The organism is Candidatus Binatia bacterium (assembly GCA_035631035.1).
Taxonomy (GTDB): domain Bacteria; phylum Eisenbacteria; class RBG-16-71-46; order SZUA-252; family SZUA-252; genus DASQJL01.
The window spans coordinates 57,321-77,716 of sequence record DASQJL010000082.1 but is presented as its reverse complement, the minus strand read 5'-3'; the positions used below and the strand labels follow the sequence as shown (position 1 = coordinate 77,716).

Annotated in this window: 14 protein-coding genes; all 14 read left to right on the top strand. The window is 68.7% G+C overall.

Annotated elements, in window-relative coordinates:
- Positions 1 to 10 precede the first annotated feature (10 nt).
- Positions 11 to 580: a DUF4912 domain-containing protein gene (locus VE326_09225; protein ID HYJ33385.1), complete on the top strand. Its 570-nt coding sequence runs from the start codon at positions 11 to 13 to the stop codon at positions 578 to 580.
- Entirely contained in the window at positions 577 to 2,169 is a 1,593-nt protein-coding gene (locus VE326_09220) for a 1,4-alpha-glucan branching protein domain-containing protein (GenBank protein ID HYJ33384.1), read from the top strand. The genes VE326_09225 and VE326_09220 overlap by 4 nt, the downstream gene beginning before the upstream one ends.
- Before the next feature lie 115 nt (positions 2,170 to 2,284).
- Positions 2,285 to 3,439, top strand: a complete 1,155-nt coding sequence (locus tag VE326_09215; GenBank protein ID HYJ33383.1) for a hypothetical protein — start codon at positions 2,285 to 2,287, stop codon at positions 3,437 to 3,439.
- A 5-nt stretch (positions 3,440 to 3,444) separates the two neighbouring features.
- Positions 3,445 to 5,058, top strand: coding sequence for a hypothetical protein (locus VE326_09210; protein HYJ33382.1), 1,614 nt, complete (start codon positions 3,445 to 3,447; stop codon positions 5,056 to 5,058).
- Between the two features lie 7 nt (positions 5,059 to 5,065).
- Positions 5,066 to 6,514 (top strand): TldD/PmbA family protein, encoded by a 1,449-nt coding sequence (locus VE326_09205; protein ID HYJ33381.1) that lies wholly within the window; start codon positions 5,066 to 5,068, stop codon positions 6,512 to 6,514.
- Positions 6,507 to 7,853, top strand: coding sequence for a TldD/PmbA family protein (locus VE326_09200; GenBank protein HYJ33380.1), 1,347 nt, complete (start codon positions 6,507 to 6,509; stop codon positions 7,851 to 7,853). Before VE326_09205 ends, VE326_09200 begins: the two co-directional genes overlap by 8 nt.
- Before the next feature lie 333 nt (positions 7,854 to 8,186).
- Positions 8,187 to 10,895: a TonB-dependent receptor gene (locus VE326_09195; protein ID HYJ33379.1), complete on the top strand. Its 2,709-nt coding sequence runs from the start codon at positions 8,187 to 8,189 to the stop codon at positions 10,893 to 10,895.
- Position 10,896: 1 nt separating this feature from the next.
- Complete coding sequence (locus tag VE326_09190) at positions 10,897 to 13,710, top strand: hypothetical protein (GenBank protein ID HYJ33378.1); 2,814 nt, start codon at positions 10,897 to 10,899, stop codon at positions 13,708 to 13,710.
- 50 nt (positions 13,711 to 13,760) lie between these two features.
- Positions 13,761 to 14,699 carry a PorV/PorQ family protein gene (locus tag VE326_09185; protein HYJ33377.1) on the top strand — a complete coding sequence of 313 codons (939 nt, stop codon included), beginning with the start codon at positions 13,761 to 13,763 and terminating at the stop codon, positions 14,697 to 14,699.
- A 22-nt stretch (positions 14,700 to 14,721) separates the two neighbouring features.
- Entirely contained in the window at positions 14,722 to 16,224 is a 1,503-nt protein-coding gene (locus tag VE326_09180; protein HYJ33376.1) for a GWxTD domain-containing protein, read from the top strand.
- Positions 16,225 to 16,356: 132 nt separating this feature from the next.
- Positions 16,357 to 17,394 carry an ATP-dependent 6-phosphofructokinase gene (locus VE326_09175; GenBank protein ID HYJ33375.1) on the top strand — a complete coding sequence of 346 codons (1,038 nt, stop codon included), beginning with the start codon at positions 16,357 to 16,359 and terminating at the stop codon, positions 17,392 to 17,394.
- A gap of 9 nt (positions 17,395 to 17,403) precedes the next feature.
- On the top strand, positions 17,404 to 18,405 hold the full coding sequence (gap, locus tag VE326_09170) for a type I glyceraldehyde-3-phosphate dehydrogenase (protein HYJ33374.1): 1,002 nt from the start codon (positions 17,404 to 17,406) through the stop codon (positions 18,403 to 18,405).
- 10 nt (positions 18,406 to 18,415) lie between these two features.
- Positions 18,416 to 19,621, top strand: coding sequence for a phosphoglycerate kinase (locus tag VE326_09165; GenBank protein HYJ33373.1), 1,206 nt, complete (start codon positions 18,416 to 18,418; stop codon positions 19,619 to 19,621).
- A complete protein-coding gene (gene tpiA, locus VE326_09160) occupies positions 19,618 to 20,382 on the top strand; it encodes a triose-phosphate isomerase (GenBank protein HYJ33372.1) in 765 nt (254 codons plus the stop codon). Before VE326_09165 ends, tpiA begins: the two co-directional genes overlap by 4 nt.
- Positions 20,383 to 20,396: the final 14 nt, after the last annotated feature.

The following is a 20,396-nucleotide window of genomic DNA, read 5'->3' as shown; positions in this document are numbered from 1 at the left end:
CGGAGCGTCGGTGAGCTCCCTCGAGCGCCTCGCCCCGCGCGAGAGCGCCGTCTCGACCGAAGCCCCGGCGGCCGCCTGGCGGGGACGCCGGCATGGCGAGGACCGTCTCCACCTCCTGGTCCGCGACCCGCATCGCGTGTTCGCCGCGTGGGAGATGAGCGAAGCGCTCGCGCGCCGCGCCTCGGCGCTCGCCGCGTCGAAGGGATCTCCGGCCCGGTACGCGCTCCTCATCGAGCGAAGGGGCGAGGCGGAGGGCGCGCCGCGCGTCGCCTCGCGCGCCCCGCTTCCCGACGCGCTCGGAGGGGAGGGCTGGTACGTCGAGCTGGCGCGCGGGGGCGGGTCCTGTCGCGCGGTGCTGGGGCTCGACCTCCCGGGCGGAGACTTCGAGCCGCTCCTGGCTTCGCGCTGGATGCCGGTCCCGCCCGACGGCCCCTGCCGCGAGACGGGCGACTGGCCCGTCGACGACGTCCGCCGCGCCTGGCTCGAGCGCGAGGCCGAGCGGCAGCGCGGACGCGCCCTGACGCCGCTTCCGTCCTCGGCCTCCCGGTATCTCGCCTCACCCCAGGCACCGAAGCCGTGAGCGGCCGCCCGCATCCCGCGGGATTCCTCTCGATCCTCCTCCACGCGCACCTCCCGTTCGTGCGCCATCCGGAATACGAAGACAGCCTCGAGGAGCGCTGGCTGGTCGAGGCGCTCGTGGAGTGCTACCTGCCGCTCCTCCGCATGCTCGAGGGGCGCGCCGGCCGCGGCGCGCGCGGGCGGATCACGATCTCCCTCTCGCCGACCCTGCTCGCGATGCTCGCGGATCCGCTCCTTCGCTCGCGCATGGCGTTCCGGATGGAGCGCCTGCTCGAGCTGGCCGAGCGCGACCGCGCCCGCTACCGCGGGGGATCTCCCTTCGGTCCGGTGGCGGCCCACTACGCCGACCGTTTCCGCACCGGCATCGCTCAGTACGAGCGCTACGGCCGGAATCTGGCCGCGGCATTCCGCGCGGTCGAAGGGGCGGGCGTGGCGCGCCTGATCACCTGCGGCGCCACGCACGGCTTCCTTCCGCTCATGGATCTGGGCGCGCCCTCGTGGCGCGCGCAGATCGGGGCGGGGGCGCGCGAGTTCGAGCGGCACCTCGGCCATCCTCCCGAGGGCTTCTGGCTCCCGGAGTGCGGCTACGCGCCTGGCGTGGAGGAGGTGCTCGCGGAATTCGGCGTGCGCTGGTTCGCCGTGGACGCGCACGGCATCCTGGACGCCTGCCCGCGGCCCGTCCCGGGAACGTACGCGCCGCTCCGCACGAAGGCCGGGGTGCTCGCGTTCGGCCGCGACGCCGAATCCTCGCGCCAGGTCTGGAGCAGCACCGAGGGCTACCCGGGTGACGCGTGGTACCGCGAGTACTACCGCGACCAGGGCTTCGATCTGCCGATCGAGGAGGTCCGGGACTTCCTTCCGTCGGGCGGCACCCGCACGCACCTGGGGCTCAAGTACCATCGCATCACCGACCGGCGCTACCCGCATCGCGAAGCGTACGATCCGGCGCGGGCTTCGGCGCGCGTGGCCGAGCACGCGGCGCACTTCGTCGCGGGGCGCGTCGCGCAGGCGCGGGCGGCCTCGGACGCGCTGGGGCAGCCGGCGACGCTGCTTGCTCCCTACGACGCGGAGCTGTTCGGCCACTGGTGGTACGAGGGGCCCGACTGGCTGGACCACGTGCTCGACGGGGTGGCCGCGAGCGGGGAGCTGGCCGCGGCCGACCCGCTGGAGGCTTCGGCCGCGCTCGCGCGCACGCCCGAGGGCCGGCTCCATCCCTCCTCGTGGGGCGCCGGAGGATACGCGGCGGTGTGGCTCGACCCGGTGAACGACTGGATCTACCGGCACTTGCTTCGCGCCGCCGAGCGGATGCAGCGGCTCGCCCGGGAAGGGGATCGAGGCGACGCGTTGCGCGGGCGGGCGCTCCGGCAGGCCGGGCGCGAGCTGCTCCTGGCGCAGGCGAGCGACTGGGCGTTCATCATGAAGACCGGCACGCTGATCCCGTACGCCGTCCGCCGAACCGAGTCGCATCTCGAGCGCTTCGAGCAGCTGGCCGAGGCGCTGGAGAAGGGGCCGCTGGAGGCGGGGGCGATCGCGGCCCTGGAAGCGGCCGATCCGCTGTTCCCGGAACTCGATCCGGGGCTTTTCACTTGACACATGGCGCGGCCCGTTCGTAGGCTACGTCCGTTCCCCCCCTGAACGTCGTTGATCAACCGAGGACTACATGCTCCGCAGTAACCTCGCACGTGGTGGGATTCTTTGTGTCTCGTTGTCCTTGTCTCTCGTTTCCTGCGGCCAGCGCACGCCCAGCGAGCCGGACCTTCCGACCCGCATCGTCGCCGTGCCGACCACGGACGTCTTCGCCAACTCGCCGCAGCTGGAATCGCGCGAGCTCCTGATCGACGGCCGCGCCACCGACATCGAGTGGAACGTGGCCGGGACGCCCACCGTGGTGCTCCTGAAAGGGGACACCGGACGGGGCGGCGACTACTTCGCCTCGGTGCGCGCGATCTGGACCTACAATCCGTTCAATCAGGATTCGGTCGCGCTCTACATGCTGGTCCAGTGGTCCGATCCCGGGCCCGATTTCCTCGAGCAGCCCCTCGTCACGTCGGTCGACTGGACCGACGATGACGGGAACTCGCTCATCGATTGCGAGACCAGCGATCCGCTTCGCGATCCGGCGAACTGGCATCAGAACACCACCCTCCATGAAGATCAGGTCGAGTTGGAGCTCTACACCGACGCGAGCGGCGACTACCCCGCCGACCGCTGGCGGTGGGGAGCGGGCACGACCGATCCGGTGACGCCCGTGAATCCGACGGAGATTCCGACGGCCGCTCCGGAGGAGATCTTCGGATCGGCGCTCCATCCGACGGGCGGCTGGTCCGAGGACTTCTACAACTCCGGGGCCGGCTGGGTGCGCGACGCCGGCCAGGTCACGTACCAGCCGAACTTCGGCGGGGGCACCTACGTTCCCGTCTACATCGCGGGCAAGGGGACGCGTGACATCCGCTTGAATCGCGGCAAGCCGACGTCCCGGCTCATCTGGCGGTACGTCGCGTCGCTCCTCGGCGCCTGCGACAGCATCAACCCGGTCCGCTCCGACGACGCGTCGGTGCGGGAGAAGACCTGGAATCCGGGCGACTACGTGCCCTCGTACATCAGCGGCATGCCGACCGGCAGCCAGGCGGACGTGGTCTCGCGCGGCGGCTGGGAGCGCGGCAAGTGGTCGCTCGAATTGCGGCGCCTGATGCAGTCGCGGGATCCCGACGGCACGACCACGCGCGGCGCGCCCCACCTGGACGACATCGAGCTTCACAGCGGCCGCACGTACGGGGTTCGGATCCGCATCTACAACGCGTCGAAGACGCGGAGCAGCGTGTCCCCGATTCTCCCCCTCTACATCAAGCCGAGAAGCTGAGCGCCATGTCCCGATCGACGCCTCATCGAACGATTCCGACCGGCCGCGGCTCCGCCGTGGCCGTGGTTTCCGCCCTTCTTCTATCGCTCGCGCCGCTGATGGTCGCGCGCGCCGCCGCGGGCCAGGTGGCCGAGGCCTGGGTGCACGCCACTCCGATCGAAGCGCTGGACATCTGGCAGTCGGCGCGCCTGACGGCCATGGGCGGTCTCACCGTCTCGGCCGAGGACCGCTTCAGCCGCCTGAACGCCTACGAGTACGGCATGAATCCCGCCGGGCTCCTCGGGCTCCGCGACACCTCATGGGCGGAGCAGGGCTCCGAGTACCAGGATTTCGCCGACGACTACTACGGCGAGAACCACAGCGCCGTCTCCCGGAAGAGCGGGATCCGGGGCGCGGTGCAGCAGACGAAGTGGGCGATGGGCGTGGATCTGATCTACGCCTCCCTGGACGCGAGCCGGCACGACCTGATCGGAACCCCCGACAACAGCCGCTTCATGAGGGATTTCGACATTCCCTTCGCCAGCTCGTACCAGCCGATCACCGGCGACCGGACGATCGGCGCGCGCGTCGTGTACCCGGGCGTGGCCGTGACGTACGCCCGGCGCGCTCCGGCTCTGTCCTGGATCACGCTCGGGGGACGGATCGGATACCGCCAGGAGAGTGAGGACCGGCGCATCGCCGATCCCTACAACCTCGACAACTCGGCCCGCGCCACCGAGTACACCGCGGGCGCCGTCATCCGGCTCCCGCACCTCGGCACGGCCGTGCGTCTGGGCGGCTTCGGCCAGTACGTGAAGGACGATGTCAAGGCACACAGCCAGTCGCCGCTGAACGACGACGTCTTCGACTGGAAGCGTCCCACCATCGCCTACGGAGCCGAGCTCCTCATCGGAACGGGCCGCATCCGCGGCATCGTGGATGGGCGGCATCGCTCGTACGACGGGGAACAGGTGGCCCAGGTGAACTGGGCGCCGCAGTTCTTCATGAATCCGTTCCCCTCCAATACCGACCCGCGATACGTCTTCAAGAAGCGGTGGTCGTCGTTCCTCTCGGGGTACCGCCACAACGAGGCGAGCACGCGCTGGATGGCCGCCCTTCCGTGGCTTCCCGCCCACCTGGGCGCCGAGTGGGGCTACTACCGCGAATACGAGTGGATCCGGACCAACCCCGACGTGCTGCAGATGGCGCTCCCGATGGACGTGCGCCGGCTGGGCTACCGTGCCGCGGGAGGCTTGGCGCTCGATCTTCCGGACGGCGACGGCCAGATCGCGGTCGAGGTTCACGCGACGCGCGATTTCCGAAACGACTTCCTCCGCGTGTTCCCGGATATCGCCTCGAGCGAGCGGAGCTATCATCTGGGCGCCGAGTATCGCGTGCTGCGCTGGCTGCCGGTCCGGGCCGGCGTCGCGCTCCTGCGCACCGATCCCGACCGTCGCGACGCCATCGCGCCCTACAAGGGGATCCGCGCCTCGGTGGGGGCGGGGACCTACTGGCGGGCGCTGGGCGCCCAGGTCGACGCGGCCTACGCCCACGAACACTTCCATCACGAGCCGCTCGACCCCTCGCTGGAAATCGGATCGGGGGATCAGGCCGTCCTGACCATCTCCCGCCTCTTCTAGCCGCTTCGTGGACGAGCTCGTCCGCGAGGCGCTCGACACCGCGGTCGCGCGTGGCGCCGGCTACGCCGACGCGCGCCTGCTCGAGACCCTCCGCGAAGACCTGATCGTCAAGGACGGCTGCCTCGCCGGGTTGGAGCAGACGGAATCGCGCGGCATCGGCGTGCGCGTCCTGGTGGACGGGGCCTGGGGCTACGCCGCCACCGACAGCGCCACGCGCGAGAGCGTGCAGGCGTGCGCCGCACACGCGGTGGCGATCGGCCGCGCCAGCGCCCGCGTGCTCGCGAAGCCGGTGCGGCTCGCGCCCGAGCCGCCCCATCGCGCGGTCTGGAGCTCTCCCTGCGCCGTCGATCCCTTCGCCGTCCCGCTCGACCGGAAGCTCGATCTCCTGCTCCGGATCGACGCGGCGCTCCGCTCCGTGAAGGGCGTCACCATCGCCGAGAGCTTCCTCACGTTCGTCCGGCGCCGGCAGCGCTTCCTCTCGTCGGAGGGCGCCGACATCGACCAGACGGTCACGCGCTCCGGCGGCGGCTACGCGGCCACCGCGGTCTCCGGGAACGAGGTGCAGCGCCGTTCCTACCCCCAGGCCGAGGGGCACCACCAGACGATGGGGTGGGAGTTCATCGAGTCGATCCCCTGGGTCGAGGAGGCGCCGCGCGTGGCGGAGGAGGCGGTCGCGCTCCTCTCGGCGGAACCCTGCCCGTCGGGGGAGATGGACGTCGTGCTGGAGGGCTCCCAGCTCGCCCTGCAAATCCACGAGTCGGTCGGGCATCCCTCGGAGCTCGACCGGGTGCTCGGGATGGAGGCCAACTACGCGGGCGCGTCGTTCCTCACGCTCGACAAGCTGCGCACGCTCCGCTTCGGATCGCCGCAGGTCACCCTCGTCGCCGACGCCACCCTGCCGCACGGCCTCTCCACGTTCGCGTTCGACGACGAGGGGGTGGCGGCGCAGCGCTGGCCGATCGTGCAGGAGGGGCTCTTCACCGGGTACCTCACCTCGCGCGAGCTGGCGCACCGGGTGGGGGAGGCGCGCAGCCGCGGCTGCGTGCGCACGGACGGCTGGCACCACATCCCGATGATCCGGATGGTGAACCTGAGCCTCATGCCCGGCGCGGGCTCGCTGGAAGACCTGCTCGGCGACACCGACCACGGAATCTACATGGAGACCAACCGGAGCTGGAGCATCGACCAGCTCCGCTACAACTTCCAGTTCAAGACCGAGATCGCCTGGGAGATCCGCCGGGGGAAGCGGATCCGGATGCTGCGGAATCCGACCTACCAGGGGATCACGACGCAGTTCTGGAACTCCTGCGACTTCGTCTGCGGCGAGGATGCGTGGCGCCCCTGGGGCGTCGTGAACTGCGGGAAGGGGCAGCCGGGGCAGGTCGCCGATATGACCCACGGCGCGGCTCCCGCTCGCTTCCGTAAGGTGCGCGTCGGCGTCGGCTACGATGACTAGAGACGAAGCCCGCGACGTGCTCGGCCGGGCCCTCGCCGCCGCGAAGGGGCTCGAGATGGAAGTGGTGCTCGGCGGCGGCCGCTCCGAGCTCACCCGGTTCGCCAACAACGAGATCACCCAGAACGTCTCCGAGCGCCGCTACGTCCTCTCCGTGCGCGTGGCGCGAGGGCGGCGCACGGGGCGCGCGACCGGGAACGACCTGAGCGACGACGGCATCGCGCGGCTGGTGCGCCGGGCGGACGAGGCCGCGCGCCTCTCTCCCGAGATCGAGAACCTCCTTCCGCTCGCGGACCCGCAGGAGTACCGGGAGGTCGACGCGCACGATGCGGCGACCGCCTCGCTCGGTCCCGACGCGCGCGCCGCGGCGGTGGAGCGCGCCGTCGCCCGGTGCCGGGAAGCGGGGGTGGACGCCGCCGGCATCTACGAGAGCGGCGAGGGCTCGATCGGCGAGTACGGAACCATCGCGCCGCTCGCCATCGCCAACACCAAGGGCCTCTTCGCTCACCACGAGGGAACCGCGGCGCGTTTCACGATCTCGGCGATGGATGGGGCCGCCTCCGGCTGGGCCTCCTCCGAGTCGCACGCCAGCCGCGATCTGGACGCCGACGCGATCGCGGAGCGCGCCGTGGAGAAGGCCGTCCGTTCGCGGAAGCCGGAGCGGTGGGAGCCGGGCCGCTACACCGTGGTGCTCGAGCCGGCCGCCGTCTCGGACCTCCTCACCGACACCGCCTGGCTCTCCTTCGGGGCGCTGCCGGTCCAGGAGGGGCGGAGCTTCCTGTCGGGGAAGATCGGCCAGCCGGTGCTGGGCGGGAACGTCACGATCCGGGACGACCCCTACCATCCGCTCCACCGCGGCCTCCCCTTCGACGCCGAGGGGATGCCCGTCACGCCGGTGACCGTCGTGGACCGCGGGGTGGCGGCCAGCCCGGTCTACGACCGGCAGACCGCGGCCAAGGAGGGGAAGGCGTCCACGGGGCACGGGCTTCCGTATCCCAATCCGTTCGGCCCGATCGCCGGGCACCTGGTGCTCGAGGGGGGCACGGGAAGCGTGGACGACCTCGTGTCGCGGGTGGATCGCGGCCTCCTGGTGACCCGCGTCTGGTACACGAACGTCGTGGACACCATGACGGCGACCCTGACCGGCATGACCCGCGATGGGCTCTTCGCGATCGAGGGGGGACGGGTCCGGGGTGCCGTCCAGAACTTCCGCTTCAACCAGAGCGTCGTCCGGATGCTGAACGAGGTGGAGGGGCTCTCCGCGGTGGAGCGGGTGGGCGGCGTGGTCTGCCCGGGACTCCTCGTCCGGTCGTTCCACATGTCCAGCGGGACGGAATTTTGAGTTTGGGCCGTCCGGAAGGGCGGAAAAGTGAAATTACCCCTTGCGGGCCGCGCGAACCTGAATATAATCCTGGCGTAGAGACGAGTTGAGTACCTGCCGGACGTCTCTGGAAATCCCCCCCCCATCCATCGGCTTCGTTCCTTGTCGCCCTGCGCGCCGTCCATTGCGGCTGACCTGGAGGCGGGAGATGCCGAATCGGCTTGCGATGCCCCGAACACTCGAAATTTGAAGGGTTTTGCCTTGACGAGAACCGCTCAGGACGGCCTAGAATCAGCCACTTTGTCACGATTTCGAAACCCGCCATGGAAAGGAGCGCATGAAGCCATGCCGAGCATGAGTTCCCGACGACGCGGATGCGCCCGGGCGCTGCTTCCCCTGGTCGCCGCGTTGCTGTTCGTCGTCGCGCCGTCCATCCTTCCCGCCCAGTCGCTCGCGCAGACTGGAACCATCAGCGGCACCGTCACCGACGGAAGCGGCGGTCCCATGTCTGGCGTCTCGGTCATCATCCTGGGAAAGCAGATGGGGGCGTTCACCAACGCCGAAGGGAAGTACAGCATCGTCCGCGTTCCGGTCGGTTCCTACACCATTCGCGCCATGCAGGTCGGCTACACGCGGGACGACAAGGTCGTCCAGGTGGACGCCAACCGCACCACCGTCGCCAATCTCAAGATCGTCGAATCCGCGATCAAGATCGGGGCCGTCGAAGTGAAGAGCAACGCCAAGATCGCGGTCAACAAGACGAGCTCTTCGACCAAGCAGGTCGTCACCTCCGAAGACCTGCACGCGCTGCCCGTGGACAGCTACAAGGACGCGATCGCCCTCAAGGCGGGAGTCATCAGCCAGGGCGGCGCGCTGCACTTCCGCGGCGGCCGTGAGGACGAGGTGCTCACCATCGTCAACGGCATCCCGAGCCGGAACCCGATGCGCGCCGAGGGCGTGGACCTCGGGCTCCTCGCCGTCTCTTCGAGCGAGCAGGTGCTCGGCGGGATGGACGCGCAGTACGGAAACGCCCTCTCCGGCGTCATCGCGCTCACCACGCGCGAGGGCGGCGACAAGTTCGGCGGCGAGGCCCGCTACTTCACCGACCGCTACGGCGAGCAGGACAAGTCGTTCAACGATTTCGAGCGGCTCAGCGTGGGCTTCGGCGGGCCGTTCGTCTTCCCGAAGACCAACTACTACGTCTCCTTCGAGGGGACCTACAGCGACACCTATCTGCGGAACACCTCGGAGCAGAAGGAACACCGGTTCCTGGACTTCATCCGGATCGGCAACAAGCAGTCCAACGCGACCAACTTCTCGAGCAAGCTGACCTGGAAGGTGACTCCCAACCAGAAGATGAATCTCGAGGTGATCCGGAACGCTTCGCTCAGCAGCCGCTTCCACAATCGGTGGAATCGGAAGGGATTCGTGCAGCTGGTCTCGGACAGCACCGCGCCGACGGACGGGACGATCACGCAGCGCTACGGGACGTGGGCGTACTACCAGGTCGATTCCTCGTTCGTGCCGATGAACACCGCGGACCATCTCCCGATCACGACCGAGGACTACGAGCAGATCGCGCTGACCTGGCGGAGCGTCATGAACAACGGAGCGATCTACAACCTGCGGGCCTCGCGCCAGGAGTGGCAGTCCCGCCAGGACGTGCTCGGCCGGCAGCTCTGGGAGTACCAGGCGCAGCCGAACGCGTACTACGACCCCTTCAACCGCCTGAACGGGGCCTACTACGTCACGAACGGGGACTACCCGTTCTACGAGAACCGCCGGACGACGACCTACACCATGAACGGGGACCTCTCGAAGAAGTTCGGCCAGCACAACTTCATGGTCGGCGGCGATTTCAACTACAACGACCTCCAGTATCTGCTGACGCAGTTCCCGAACGTGCTCGACGCCACCGGCAACTACGGCGCGACGCGCGACGAGTTCCGGAACTTCAACCCCGAGGGGTCCTTCTACGCCCAGGATCGCTGGCAGTACGAGGGGATGGTCCTGAACGCGGGGATGCGCTACGACAACTTCTCGGTGGGGAACCAGGTCGATCGCAATCTCGTGACCCATCCGGTCAAGACGCAGTGGAGCCCGCGCATCGGGATTGCCTATCCGATCTCCGACCGCGACGTGATGAGCTTCCACTACGGGCGCCTCTTCCAGGTTCCCGACCGGCTCTTCATCTATCAGGGCAAGAACGTCTCGGCCGAGGCGCGCGGCAATCCGAACCTCGAGCCGCAGACCACCATCGCCTACCAGCTGGGCGTGCAGCACCTCTTCAGCAAGGAGATCTACGGGCAGTTCGGCGTCTACTTCAAAGACATCTTCGGGCTCCTGACGACGGTGGATCAGGAGATCCCGGGCTTCTCGGTCACGGTGCCCACCTGGGTGAACGGCGACTACGCCTCCTCGCGGGGGATCGAAGTGACCCTGATCAAGCAGCACAGCCACGGCTTCTCGGGCGAGCTCAACTACACCTATTCGAACTCGAGCGGAACGGCGTCCGACCCGAACCGCGCGCTCGCCTCGTCGGGGAACCTCCGCGACCAGTTCAAGCCGACCTCCGAGCAGCCGCTCGACTGGGATCAGCGGCACAGCATCTCGGCGACGCTGCGGCTGGGGAACGAGAAGGACTGGGCGTCCACCTTCGTCTATCAGTTCGGCACCGGCGTTCCCTACACGCCGGAGCAGCGGTCGCAGCGGCGGCAGGATCCGACCCTGACCAACTCGCTGCGCCTCCCCTCGACGTCCACCCTCTCCGTCCAGGCGGAGCGCTTCTTCAGGGTGTGGGGGCAGAACGTGACGTTCTATCTCCAGGGCTCGAACCTGCTCGACGCGAAGAACATCAGCGACCTGCAGCCGAGCCTCTGGCCGGACAACCAGGTGAATCCCACGTCGTATCGGGTCTACTACACGGAAACGGGCCGTGCCGGCGGCGCCTTCTTGACGGCGGACCAGACGGGAGACGGGGTCGAGGACTGGTACCCCGTGAACGACCCGCGCGTGTACCAGCAGGGTCGCGTGATCCGCGTCGGATTGGGGGTCCAGTTCTGACATGACGAAGAAGGCGAAGGTGGGAACCACGGCAGGGAGAGGATCGGGAGCGCCCTCGGTCGTCACGACGGCGCGGAGGATCGGCGCGCTCGCGGCCGGCATCGTCCTGTTCGGCGGCACGGTGGCGTGGCACACGTCGCCGGAGGGCACGGGAAGCACGGGCGGCAAGGGAGATCCCCAGCGCCTGTTCCGGCTCGACGGCAAGTTCGTCCACAACGTGGGCCGGCTCCAGCTCCAGATCACCAATCTCGGCGAGACCGGAAACCAGAACAACCCCTCGCGCACGACCGTGCCCTCCGCGGAGTGGCCGGCGGGCTCGGGGAACGATTATCTGTACGCCGCCGGCCTCTGGGTCGGCGCGATCGACGCGAGCGGCATCCCGCACGTGTCCACGGCGCTCTACCAGCGGGAGTTCTCGCCCCAGGTGGACTTCAGCACCGGGCCCGCTCCGTGCGCCAACCTGCCGCTCGACCAGATCGCGGACGTGCGGGAATCCTACGAGGGCATCCCGGGCGGCAACCGGGTCATCTCCTCGAGCGTCGACCCCGACGATGACGGCGACGGCCGGGTGGACGAGGACTTTCCGAACGGTCTGGACGACGATGGGGACGGGCTCTGCGACGAGGACTTCGCCGCCGTCGGACAGCAGATGTTCGCGACGGAGTACTTCGACGACATCCCTTCCATCCGCCAGATCCTGCCGGAGCACGTGCCGCTCGGCATCCGCGTGCGCCAGACCTCCTATGCCTGGGCGACCCCCGGGCAGAACGACTTCGTCGGCATGGACTACGAGATCACGAACCGGAGCGGCCGCACCCTCCGAAACGTGATGGTGGCGATTTTCGCCGACCCGGACATCGGGAATCGAGGCATCCAGGGCTACTTCCAGGATGACCAGGTGGGTCTCTTCGACCGGCAGATCACCTACGTCGGCGCCACCGGCCAGACCGTGAAGCGGCGGATCCAGATGGCCTACGCGTACGACAACCCGGACAACCCCAACAACCCGCAGGAAGCCAAGGGCGGAGACGCGCCGGGCTGGTTCGGCTGCATGTTCCTGAACCACACGGTGGATCCGTCCGGGCAGACCGCTCCGAACCACGTGGGCGTCACGTCGTTCAAGTTCTTCTCCGGCTCCGGTTCCTTCATCCAGGGCGGCGACCCCGAGAACGACGCGCAGCGCTATCAGCTCATGACCGACCCGCAGCTCAACCCCGACGTGACGGGACAGCAGCAGTCCAGCCGTCCGCTCGACTACCGGTTCATCATGGCGACCGGGCCGTTCCGGACGCTGCTGCCGGATTCTTCGCTGACCGTCTCGGTGGGATGGGTGATGGGGCTTGGATTCGGCCTTCCCGAGGGAGCGCTTGGTCCTCCGACCGTCCTGAACGCCTCGGACATGATCGGCGGAAGCCTGATCGCGAACGCGGTCTCCGCCCAGCAGGTGTTCGACGGGCTCTACACCGACCTCGACGGCCGGCTCGGGACGGGCACCTGCGGCAAGGAGACCTGTCTCAATTCGCCGCAGTCGATCCTCTTCCAGTATCCCCCGGGGAACGTTTGGCCGGACTCGTCCTGCATCATCCGGTTCCGTCCGGAGCCCTCGACCGATCCTCGGTTTGCGAGCGTCGACTACTTCAACCCGACCGTGGACTGCGTGCGCGGCAGCGGGCGGTTCTGGTGCCTCGACAGCGATCTGCCGGACGGGCCCGGACACTGCGCCTCGCAGGATACGATCCAGACGCGGATCAGCAGCCCCGCCTGCGTCTACATCGACCAGGACTGCGACGTGAACACCGGACGGGATGGGAAGGAACACCTCGTCCACTGGGTGGCCGCATCGCCCTTGCCCGCGCCCTTCTTCTCGGGCGTGGACGGACGCGACGAGCCGAGCGACTTCCTGAACTCCTACGACACCAAGGCCGAGTCGACACGCGTCTCCGCCTGGTTCTTCCCGGGAGACAAGAAGGTCACGCTCAAATGGAACAACTACGGCGAGCTGGTCCGGGACGCCCAGCGGGGCAATCTCAAGGAGTTCATCGGGTACCGGATCTACAAAGCGGCGGGGTGGAATCGCCCGTTCGGGACCAACGCCCCGGGGAAGAATCTGTGGTCGCTCCTGGGCGAGTGGCGGATCGATCCCACGGGAACGGCTGCCCATCCGCTGTCGGAGCTGATCGACCCGTCGGTGGGGTACACCCGGATCGATTCGGTGCGGGTATCGTGGGATCCGATCACGAAGAAGACCACCACGACGTCTCAAGTCGTGGCGGACACCCTGTTCGCCGTGGGCCGCTACTCCTTCGTGGACACCCATGTCCTGAACGGATTCCCCTACTTCTATTCCATCGTTCCGGTCTCCGTCGTGCCCGGGAACGCGCAGATCGCGGATATCACCCTGGTGGGGAATCCGAGCGCGACGAACGCGCAGGTGGTTTATCCGCGGACCGATGCCCAGAACGACCAGAAGCACGTGTACGTCGTGCCCAATCCCTACAAGGCGCGATCGGAATGGGACCTGGTGCCGCGCGAGGAGGATCCCTCCGGAACCAAGGTCACGTTCCACAATCTCCCGCGCACCAAGGGGACGATTCACATCTTCACCCTCGCGGGCGATCTGGTGCGCGACCTTCCGTTCGATGCAACGGCTCCGCCTGACCTGCAGTACGGCAAGAACCCGGTGACGGCGGGGCAGGGTGAGGTGGCGTGGAACCTGATCTCGCGCAACGGTCAGAAGATCGTGAGCGGAATCTATCTCTTCTCCGTGGACACCGACCTCGGCAGGGAGGTCGGGAAGTTCGTGATCATCCGATGAACGCCGCCGGAACGACCCAACCTGCTCTGGGCGGACCGAGGAGGAACTTCGTGAGAAGCGCGCTCGTATTGGCCGTTCTACTGCTGCTCCCGCTCTCGGCGGAAGGGGCCCAGATCTTCGAGAAGGTCGGCACCCTGGGAGGCCAGTCGCTGAAGATCGGCGTGGGGGCTCGTGCGGCGGCCATGGGAGACGCCTACGTCGCGCTCTCGGACGACGCCACGGCCGTCTACTGGAACCCCGCGGGGATCGCCCGGATGTCGGGGCAGTCGATCTCGCTGAACCACACGTCCTGGCCCGCCGACATCCTGTTCGACCAGGCCGCGTACGTTTTCAACATCAAGTGGATTCCCGGCATGCTCGGCGTGAACGTCCGGGCGCTCACGATGAGCCGGGATATCGTCCGGACGACCTATCTGCCGGAAGGCACCGGGGACACGTTCGACGCCGGGGAGTGGGCCTACGGCCTCTCCTACGCGCGGGCGCTCACGGACAAGTTCTCGGCAGGGCTGAGCGTGAACTACGTCCAGACCGGCCTCGACGACGTGAAGGGCTCGTCCACCACGTTCGATTTCGGCACGCTCTACGACGTGGGCGTGCTGGGCGCGAAGATCGGCATGTCGATCCAGAACATCGGGAGCGACATGACCTTCATCGACGAGAAGGTCAAGATGCCGGTCTTCTTCCGCGTCGGCGGCTCGTTCGACGTGATGCAGCAGGGTGAGAACCGGCTGATCGCCGCCGCCGAGTTCACCCACCCGCCCGACAACTCGGAGAAGCTGAACGTGGGCGCCGAGTACGGCTTCCACGACTATCTGTTCCTCCGGGGCGGGTACAAGCTCAACTACGATACGCAGGGGCTGACGGCCGGCTTCGGCGTCAAATTCCCGCTGACCATCGTGAAGTCCTCGGTCGCGCGCCTGGACTATGCCTATCAGGACATGAACTTCCTGGGGGCGACGCACCGGGTCTCGGTGAACATCGGGTTCTAGCCACGCGAAAGGAGTCCGCGCCTTGAGGCGCTCCCGACCCGGCCAGGCCATCGCCGCCGTTTTCGTCCTGCTGCTCCTGGCCTCGGGCTCTCCCGCGGCGCCACCTCCCCCCGGTTCCGTAGCCGCGGGCGAGGCGGCCGCGTCCGCGGGCGAGATCCATTTCCACGCCCGCGCCATCCCGTACCGCCACAGCCCTTCCGAGGGCCGCGCCGAATTCTCCATCCGGGTTCCGTACCGCGAGATCAAGTTCATCCAAAAGACCGACAGCCTGTTCGAGGGGTTGCTTCGCGTGACGGTGGAGATGTGGGACGCGGCCGAGAAGCGGATCGGATACCGCCAGCAGGAAGCCCGTGTGCAGGTGACCGATCCCTCGGCGGCCGGCGACTCCCTGCTGGGCGAGGTCTACAAGCTGGGACTCACCGCCAAGCCGGGCCGCTACGCCTACCGGGTCACCGTCGAAGACATGAACATGGCTCGCATGGGCCTCATCTACAAGATGAAGAGCCAAAAACGTCAGGGCAAGGTGGAGGGGCGCGTCGACCTGGGTCCCTGGCTCTTCCGCAATCCCTCGCTGAGCGGCATCGAGCCCGCGTGGGAGATCTCCGCGGCGAAAGAGGGCGCTCCGTTCCGGAAGGGACCCTACGACGTCTATCCCCACCCGAGCGGCTATTACGGCCTCTACAAGGACGAGGTCTCGGGATACTACGAGATCTACGACGACCCGCCGCCCCCGGGGGGTCGCAGCTATCGCGTCCGCTCCCTCCTGGTGGACGCCAAGGGGGACACCATCCCGACCGGCGACGACTCGCTTCGCGTCACGGAGGGAACCGCCTGGCCGCACGCCATCTCGATCGATGCCTCGGGCCTCGCGGCGGGGCATTACCGCCTGACCCTCGAGATCCACAGGGAAGGGGAGCCGGTGACCGCGGTCACCTCGACCGAGTTCGACGTCCTCTGGTCGCGCGATTCCTGGCGGCCCGAGGCCGCCGAGTTCTACGACGTCGAGGCCGGCGTGCTGCTGTCCTCGGAGGAAGCCGCGAAATTCCCGATGCTCAGCATGGGCGAGAAGGAAGTGCGGATCGAGGAAGCCTGGCAGAACGCCGATCCCTCGCCCGAGACGGCCCAGAACGAGGCGCGCCTCGAGTTCCTGCGCCGGGTGGCGTACGCCAACCAGCACTACACCATCTTCACGCCCGGCATGTTCTCCGACCGGGGGCGCGTCTACATCCGCTACGGCGAGCCCGACGAGATGAAGATCGAGCGGATCCCCGTCGCGGGAAAGACGATCGGCCACGCGCTCGACTCCTCCATCCCGCAGGCCTCGCGCGAGACGATCACCCGGACCGACACCGGAATCGCCGACTCGCGCCCCTACGAGATCTGGACCTACGACTCGCACGGCAAGGAGGCCTCCGCCCGCCACGGGCTGAACGAGGTCGCCACCGGTCTCAAGTTCGTCTTCATCGACGACCAGGGATACGGCGAGTACACCCTCCGCTACTCCTCGACGACCGGAATCCACTGAGCGCCGAAGGTCTCGCCCCGCCGTGGGCGGCGCTTGACTTGAGCGCCGCCGGCGCCTAGAATTCATCGCTCTCTAAGTCGCACGGAACGAAGCAGTTACTCTAGGCTTTACCAGGGAACGCGGGGGCGGCTGATGCGGATCGGAATCCTGACGGGCGGGGGGGACTGCCCGGGGCTGAACGCGGTGATCCGCGCGGTCGTCCAGAGGGCGGTCAAGACCTACGACTGGGACGTGTGCGGCATCCGCCACGGATGGCGCGGGCTCCTGGTGGACGAGATCGACTCGCTCGACCTGGCCAAGGTGTCGGGCATCCTGCCGCGCGGCGGCACGATCCTCGGCACATCGCGAACGAACCCCTTCAAGGAAGCCGACGGACCCGCGCGGATCCGCGCGGCCCTCGCGACGCACGGAATCGACGCGCTCGTCGCGATCGGCGGCGAGGACACGCTCGGCACCGCCAACAAGCTCGCCCAGGACGGCCTTCCCGTCGTCGGCGTGCCCAAGACGATCGACAACGACGTCAACGGCACCGACCTCACGTTCGGGTTCGACACTGCGCTCACCATCGCGACGGAGGCGATCGACCGGCTGCACACCACGGCGGAGTCGCATGACCGCGTCATGGTCGTGGAGGTCATGGGGCGCCACGCCGGATGGATCGCGCTCGAGAGCGGAATCGCCGGAGGCGCCGATCTCATCCTGATCCCGGAGTTCCCGGTCGCCTTCTCCGAGGTGACCGAGGTGGTGCGCCGCCGCCACGACCGGGGAAAGAGCTTCAGCATCATCGTCGTCGCCGAGGGGGCGCATCTCGCGGACGACGGCGGCCAGGCCCTCCACCTCGCGAGCGAGAAGATGGATGCCTTTGGCCACGTGCGGCTGGGCGGCATCGGCGCCACGCTGGCGGAGCGGCTCGAGGAGCAGACCGGCTTCGAGACCCGCTACACGATCCTGGGACACATCCAGCGCGGCGGCTCTCCGACCGCGTTCGACCGGGTGCTCGGGTCGCGCTTCGGCATCGCGGCGGCCGACCTGATCGCGAACAAGGGTTTCGGGCGGATGGTCGCCATCCGCGGCACGCAAATCGTGGACGTCCCGCTCGCCGAGGCGGTCGGGACGCTCAAAACCGTCGGGCCCGAGTTCTACGAGCTGGCCCGAGTGTTTTCCAGCTAAGGAGGCGCTGTGCGCGTCGCCATCAACGGCTTCGGACGGATCGGGCGCCTCGTGCTCCGGGCCGCGCTGAAGCGGAAGGAAACGATCGACTTCGTCGCCGTGAACGACATCACCGACGCGAAGACCCTGGCCCATCTCCTCACCTACGACTCGATCCACGGGCCCTGGCCGGAGCGGTTCTCGCCGGCCGAGGGCGGGCTCCGCGTCGGAACGACCACGATCCGGGTCCTCTGCGAGGCGAAGCCCGAGAACCTCCCGTGGAAGGACCTGGGCGTGGACGTCGTGCTCGAGTGCACGGGGCGCTTCACCGATCGCGACAAGGCCGCGGTGCACCTGGGCGCCGGCGCCAAGCGCGTGCTCGTCTCCGCGCCCTCCAAGGGCGCCGACGCGACGTTCGTGATGGGCGTGAACGACAAGGCGTTCGACCCCGCGAAGCACCAGGTGGTCTCGATCGCCTCGTGCACCACCAACTGCCTCGCGCCGGTGCTGTCGGTGCTCGACGAGACGTTCGGCATCGAGCGCGGCTTCATGACCACGATCCACGCCTACACGAACGATCAGAAGGTGCTGGACGCCCCCCACAAGGATCTCCGCCGCGCGCGCTCGGCGGCGCAATCGATGATCCCCACCTCGACGGGCGCGGCCAAGGCGATCGGGCTCGTGATCCCCTCGCTGCAGGGGAAGCTCGACGGCATCGCGGTCCGGGTGCCGATTCCCTGCGGGTCGATCATCGACGTGGCGGCGGAGACGGCCCGCCCGGTGTCGGCGGCGGCGGTGAACGACGCGATGCGCGCCGCCGCGACGGGGCGTCTCTCCGGAATCCTCCAGTACATGGAGGACCCGATCGTCTCGGCGGACATCGTCGGCAACCCGCACTCCGCGATCTTCGACGCCCCCCTCACCATGGCCCAGGGGGATCGGTTCGTGAAGGTCTTCGCCTGGTACGACAACGAATGGGGCTTCTCGAACCGCATGGTGGACGCGCTGCTCCTGCTGGGACGGGCGTCCTGAGGAGAATGAGATGACGTTTCGACGGCTGAACCATCTGGAGGCGGAGGGGCGGACGATCTTCGTGCGCGTCGACTTCAACTGCCCCCTGAAGCCCGAGGGGGGCGTGGCCGACGACACCCGGATCGTGGCTTCGCTGCCGACGCTGCGCTACCTGCTCGACAAGGGGGCGCGCCTCGTCGTGGCCTCGCACCTGGGGCGCCCCAAGGGAAAGCGCGACCCCAAGCAGAGCCTCGTGCCCGTGCGCGACGTGCTCGAGAAGTATCTCCGCGCCCCCGTGCGCTTCGCCCCGTCCATCATCGGACCCGAGGCGGCGGACGAGGCGCGCGCCCTCCAGCCGGGGCAGGCGCTCCTGCTCGAGAACCTGCGCTTCGACCCGCGCGAGGAGGCGAACGACCCCGAGTTCAGCCGCGCTCTGGCCGCGCTCGCCGACGCGTACGTGAACGATGCCTTCGGCTCGGCCCACCGCGCGCACGCCTCGACCGTGGGGATCACCGCGCACCTCGCCGACCGCGCGGCGGGGTTCCTGATGGAGAAGGAGCTCTCGGCGCTGGGCCGGCTCTTGGAGGGCGCCGCTCGGCCGTATGTCGCGATCCTGGGCGGCGCCAAGATCTCCGGCAAGATCGACGTGCTCCAGAACCTCCTGCCCCGCGTGGACCGGGTCTTCGTCGGAGGGGGGATGATGTTCACCTTCCTGCGCGCGAAGGGGCTCGAGACCGGGCGCTCGCTGGTGGAGGAGGACCGGATCCCGCTCGCGGCCGAGCTGCTCCGGTCGGTCGAGGCGGCGAAGCTCCTCCTGCCCGAGGACTGCCGCGCCGCCGACGGGCCCAGGGGCGAGGACCCGGGACGCATCGTTCCCGTGACGGCGATTCCGTCCGACCGCATGGGCGTGGACATCGGCCCTGCCTCGCTCGGAACGCTGGCGTCGGCGCTGGCCGACGCGAAGACGGTGTTCTGGAACGGCCCCATGGGGATCTTCGAGGTGCCGGCCTACGCCGAGGGGACGATCGGCGTCGCGCGCGAGATGGCTCGCGCCACCAAGCGCGGGGCCTTCACGGTGGTGGGCGGCGGCGATTCGCTCGCCGCGGTGAACGCCGCCGAGGTGGAGCACCAGATCAGCCATCTCTCGACGGGCGGCGGAGCGTCGCTCGAGTTCCTGGAAGGGAAGGAGCTTCCCGGCGTCGCCGCGCTGGAGGACGCGCCGCGGCCGGCACGATGAAGCGCGTTCTCGCCGGAAACTGGAAGATGAATCTGCTCCTGGCCGAGGCGCGCTCCCTGTATGAGGGGGTGGACGCGGGATGCCGGGAGCGCTCCGGAATCGCCTGCGTCCTGTTCCCTCCCGCCACCGCGCTGGCCGCGCTCGCGGCGTCGCGGACGGAGGGCGGTCCCGCGCTCGGCGTGCAGAACTGCCACTTCGAATCGAAGGGCGCCTTCACCGGCGAGGTCTCGGCGGAGCAGGCGAAGGACGCGGGCGCGCGGTATGCGCTGGTGGGGCACTCGGAGCGCCGGCGCCTCTTCTGCGAGAGCGATCAGCTCGTGCGCCAGAAGTTGCTCGCCGCGTGGCGCACGGGGCTCCATCCCGTGCTCTGCATCGGCGAAACGCTGGCCGAGCGCGAGCGGCGCGAGACGCGCGACGTGCTCGCGCGGCAGCTCCGGCGCGCGCTCGAGGGATCTCCCTCGAAAGCTACGCTCTGGGTCGCGTACGAGCCGGTGTGGGCGATCGGAACGGGAGTGGTCGCGTCGGTGGAGGAGGTCGCCGAGGCGCACGCCTGGGTGCGCGAGGAGCTCGCGGCCGCGGGAAGAGGCGCCGCCGGGGACCCCGTCCCCATCCTGTACGGAGGGAGCGTGGATCCCAGGAACGCCGGACCGCTCGCCGCGGTCCCGGGGGTGGACGGTTTCCTCGTGGGGGGCGCCTCGCTCCAGGCCGCCTCGTTCCTCGAGATCGGCCGCCTGCTGGAGGAGACCGTCCCCGCGCATTGACCCCTCGCCGGACC

What these genes read in the sequence shown, in the direction of transcription:
- tpiA (HYJ33372.1), top strand. Translation starts at nt 19,618, where the DNA reads ATGAAGCGCGTTCTCGCCGGAAACTGGAAGATGAATCTGCTCCTGGCC.
- VE326_09200 (HYJ33380.1), top strand. Translation starts at nt 6,507, where the DNA reads ATGACTAGAGACGAAGCCCGCGACGTGCTCGGCCGGGCCCTCGCCGCC.
- VE326_09195 (HYJ33379.1), top strand. Translation starts at nt 8,187, where the DNA reads ATGAGTTCCCGACGACGCGGATGCGCCCGGGCGCTGCTTCCCCTGGTC.
- VE326_09210 (HYJ33382.1), top strand. Translation starts at nt 3,445, where the DNA reads ATGTCCCGATCGACGCCTCATCGAACGATTCCGACCGGCCGCGGCTCC.
- VE326_09175 (HYJ33375.1), top strand. Translation starts at nt 16,357, where the DNA reads ATGCGGATCGGAATCCTGACGGGCGGGGGGGACTGCCCGGGGCTGAAC.
- VE326_09190 (HYJ33378.1), top strand. Translation starts at nt 10,897, where the DNA reads ATGACGAAGAAGGCGAAGGTGGGAACCACGGCAGGGAGAGGATCGGGA.
- VE326_09165 (HYJ33373.1), top strand. Translation starts at nt 18,416, where the DNA reads ATGACGTTTCGACGGCTGAACCATCTGGAGGCGGAGGGGCGGACGATC.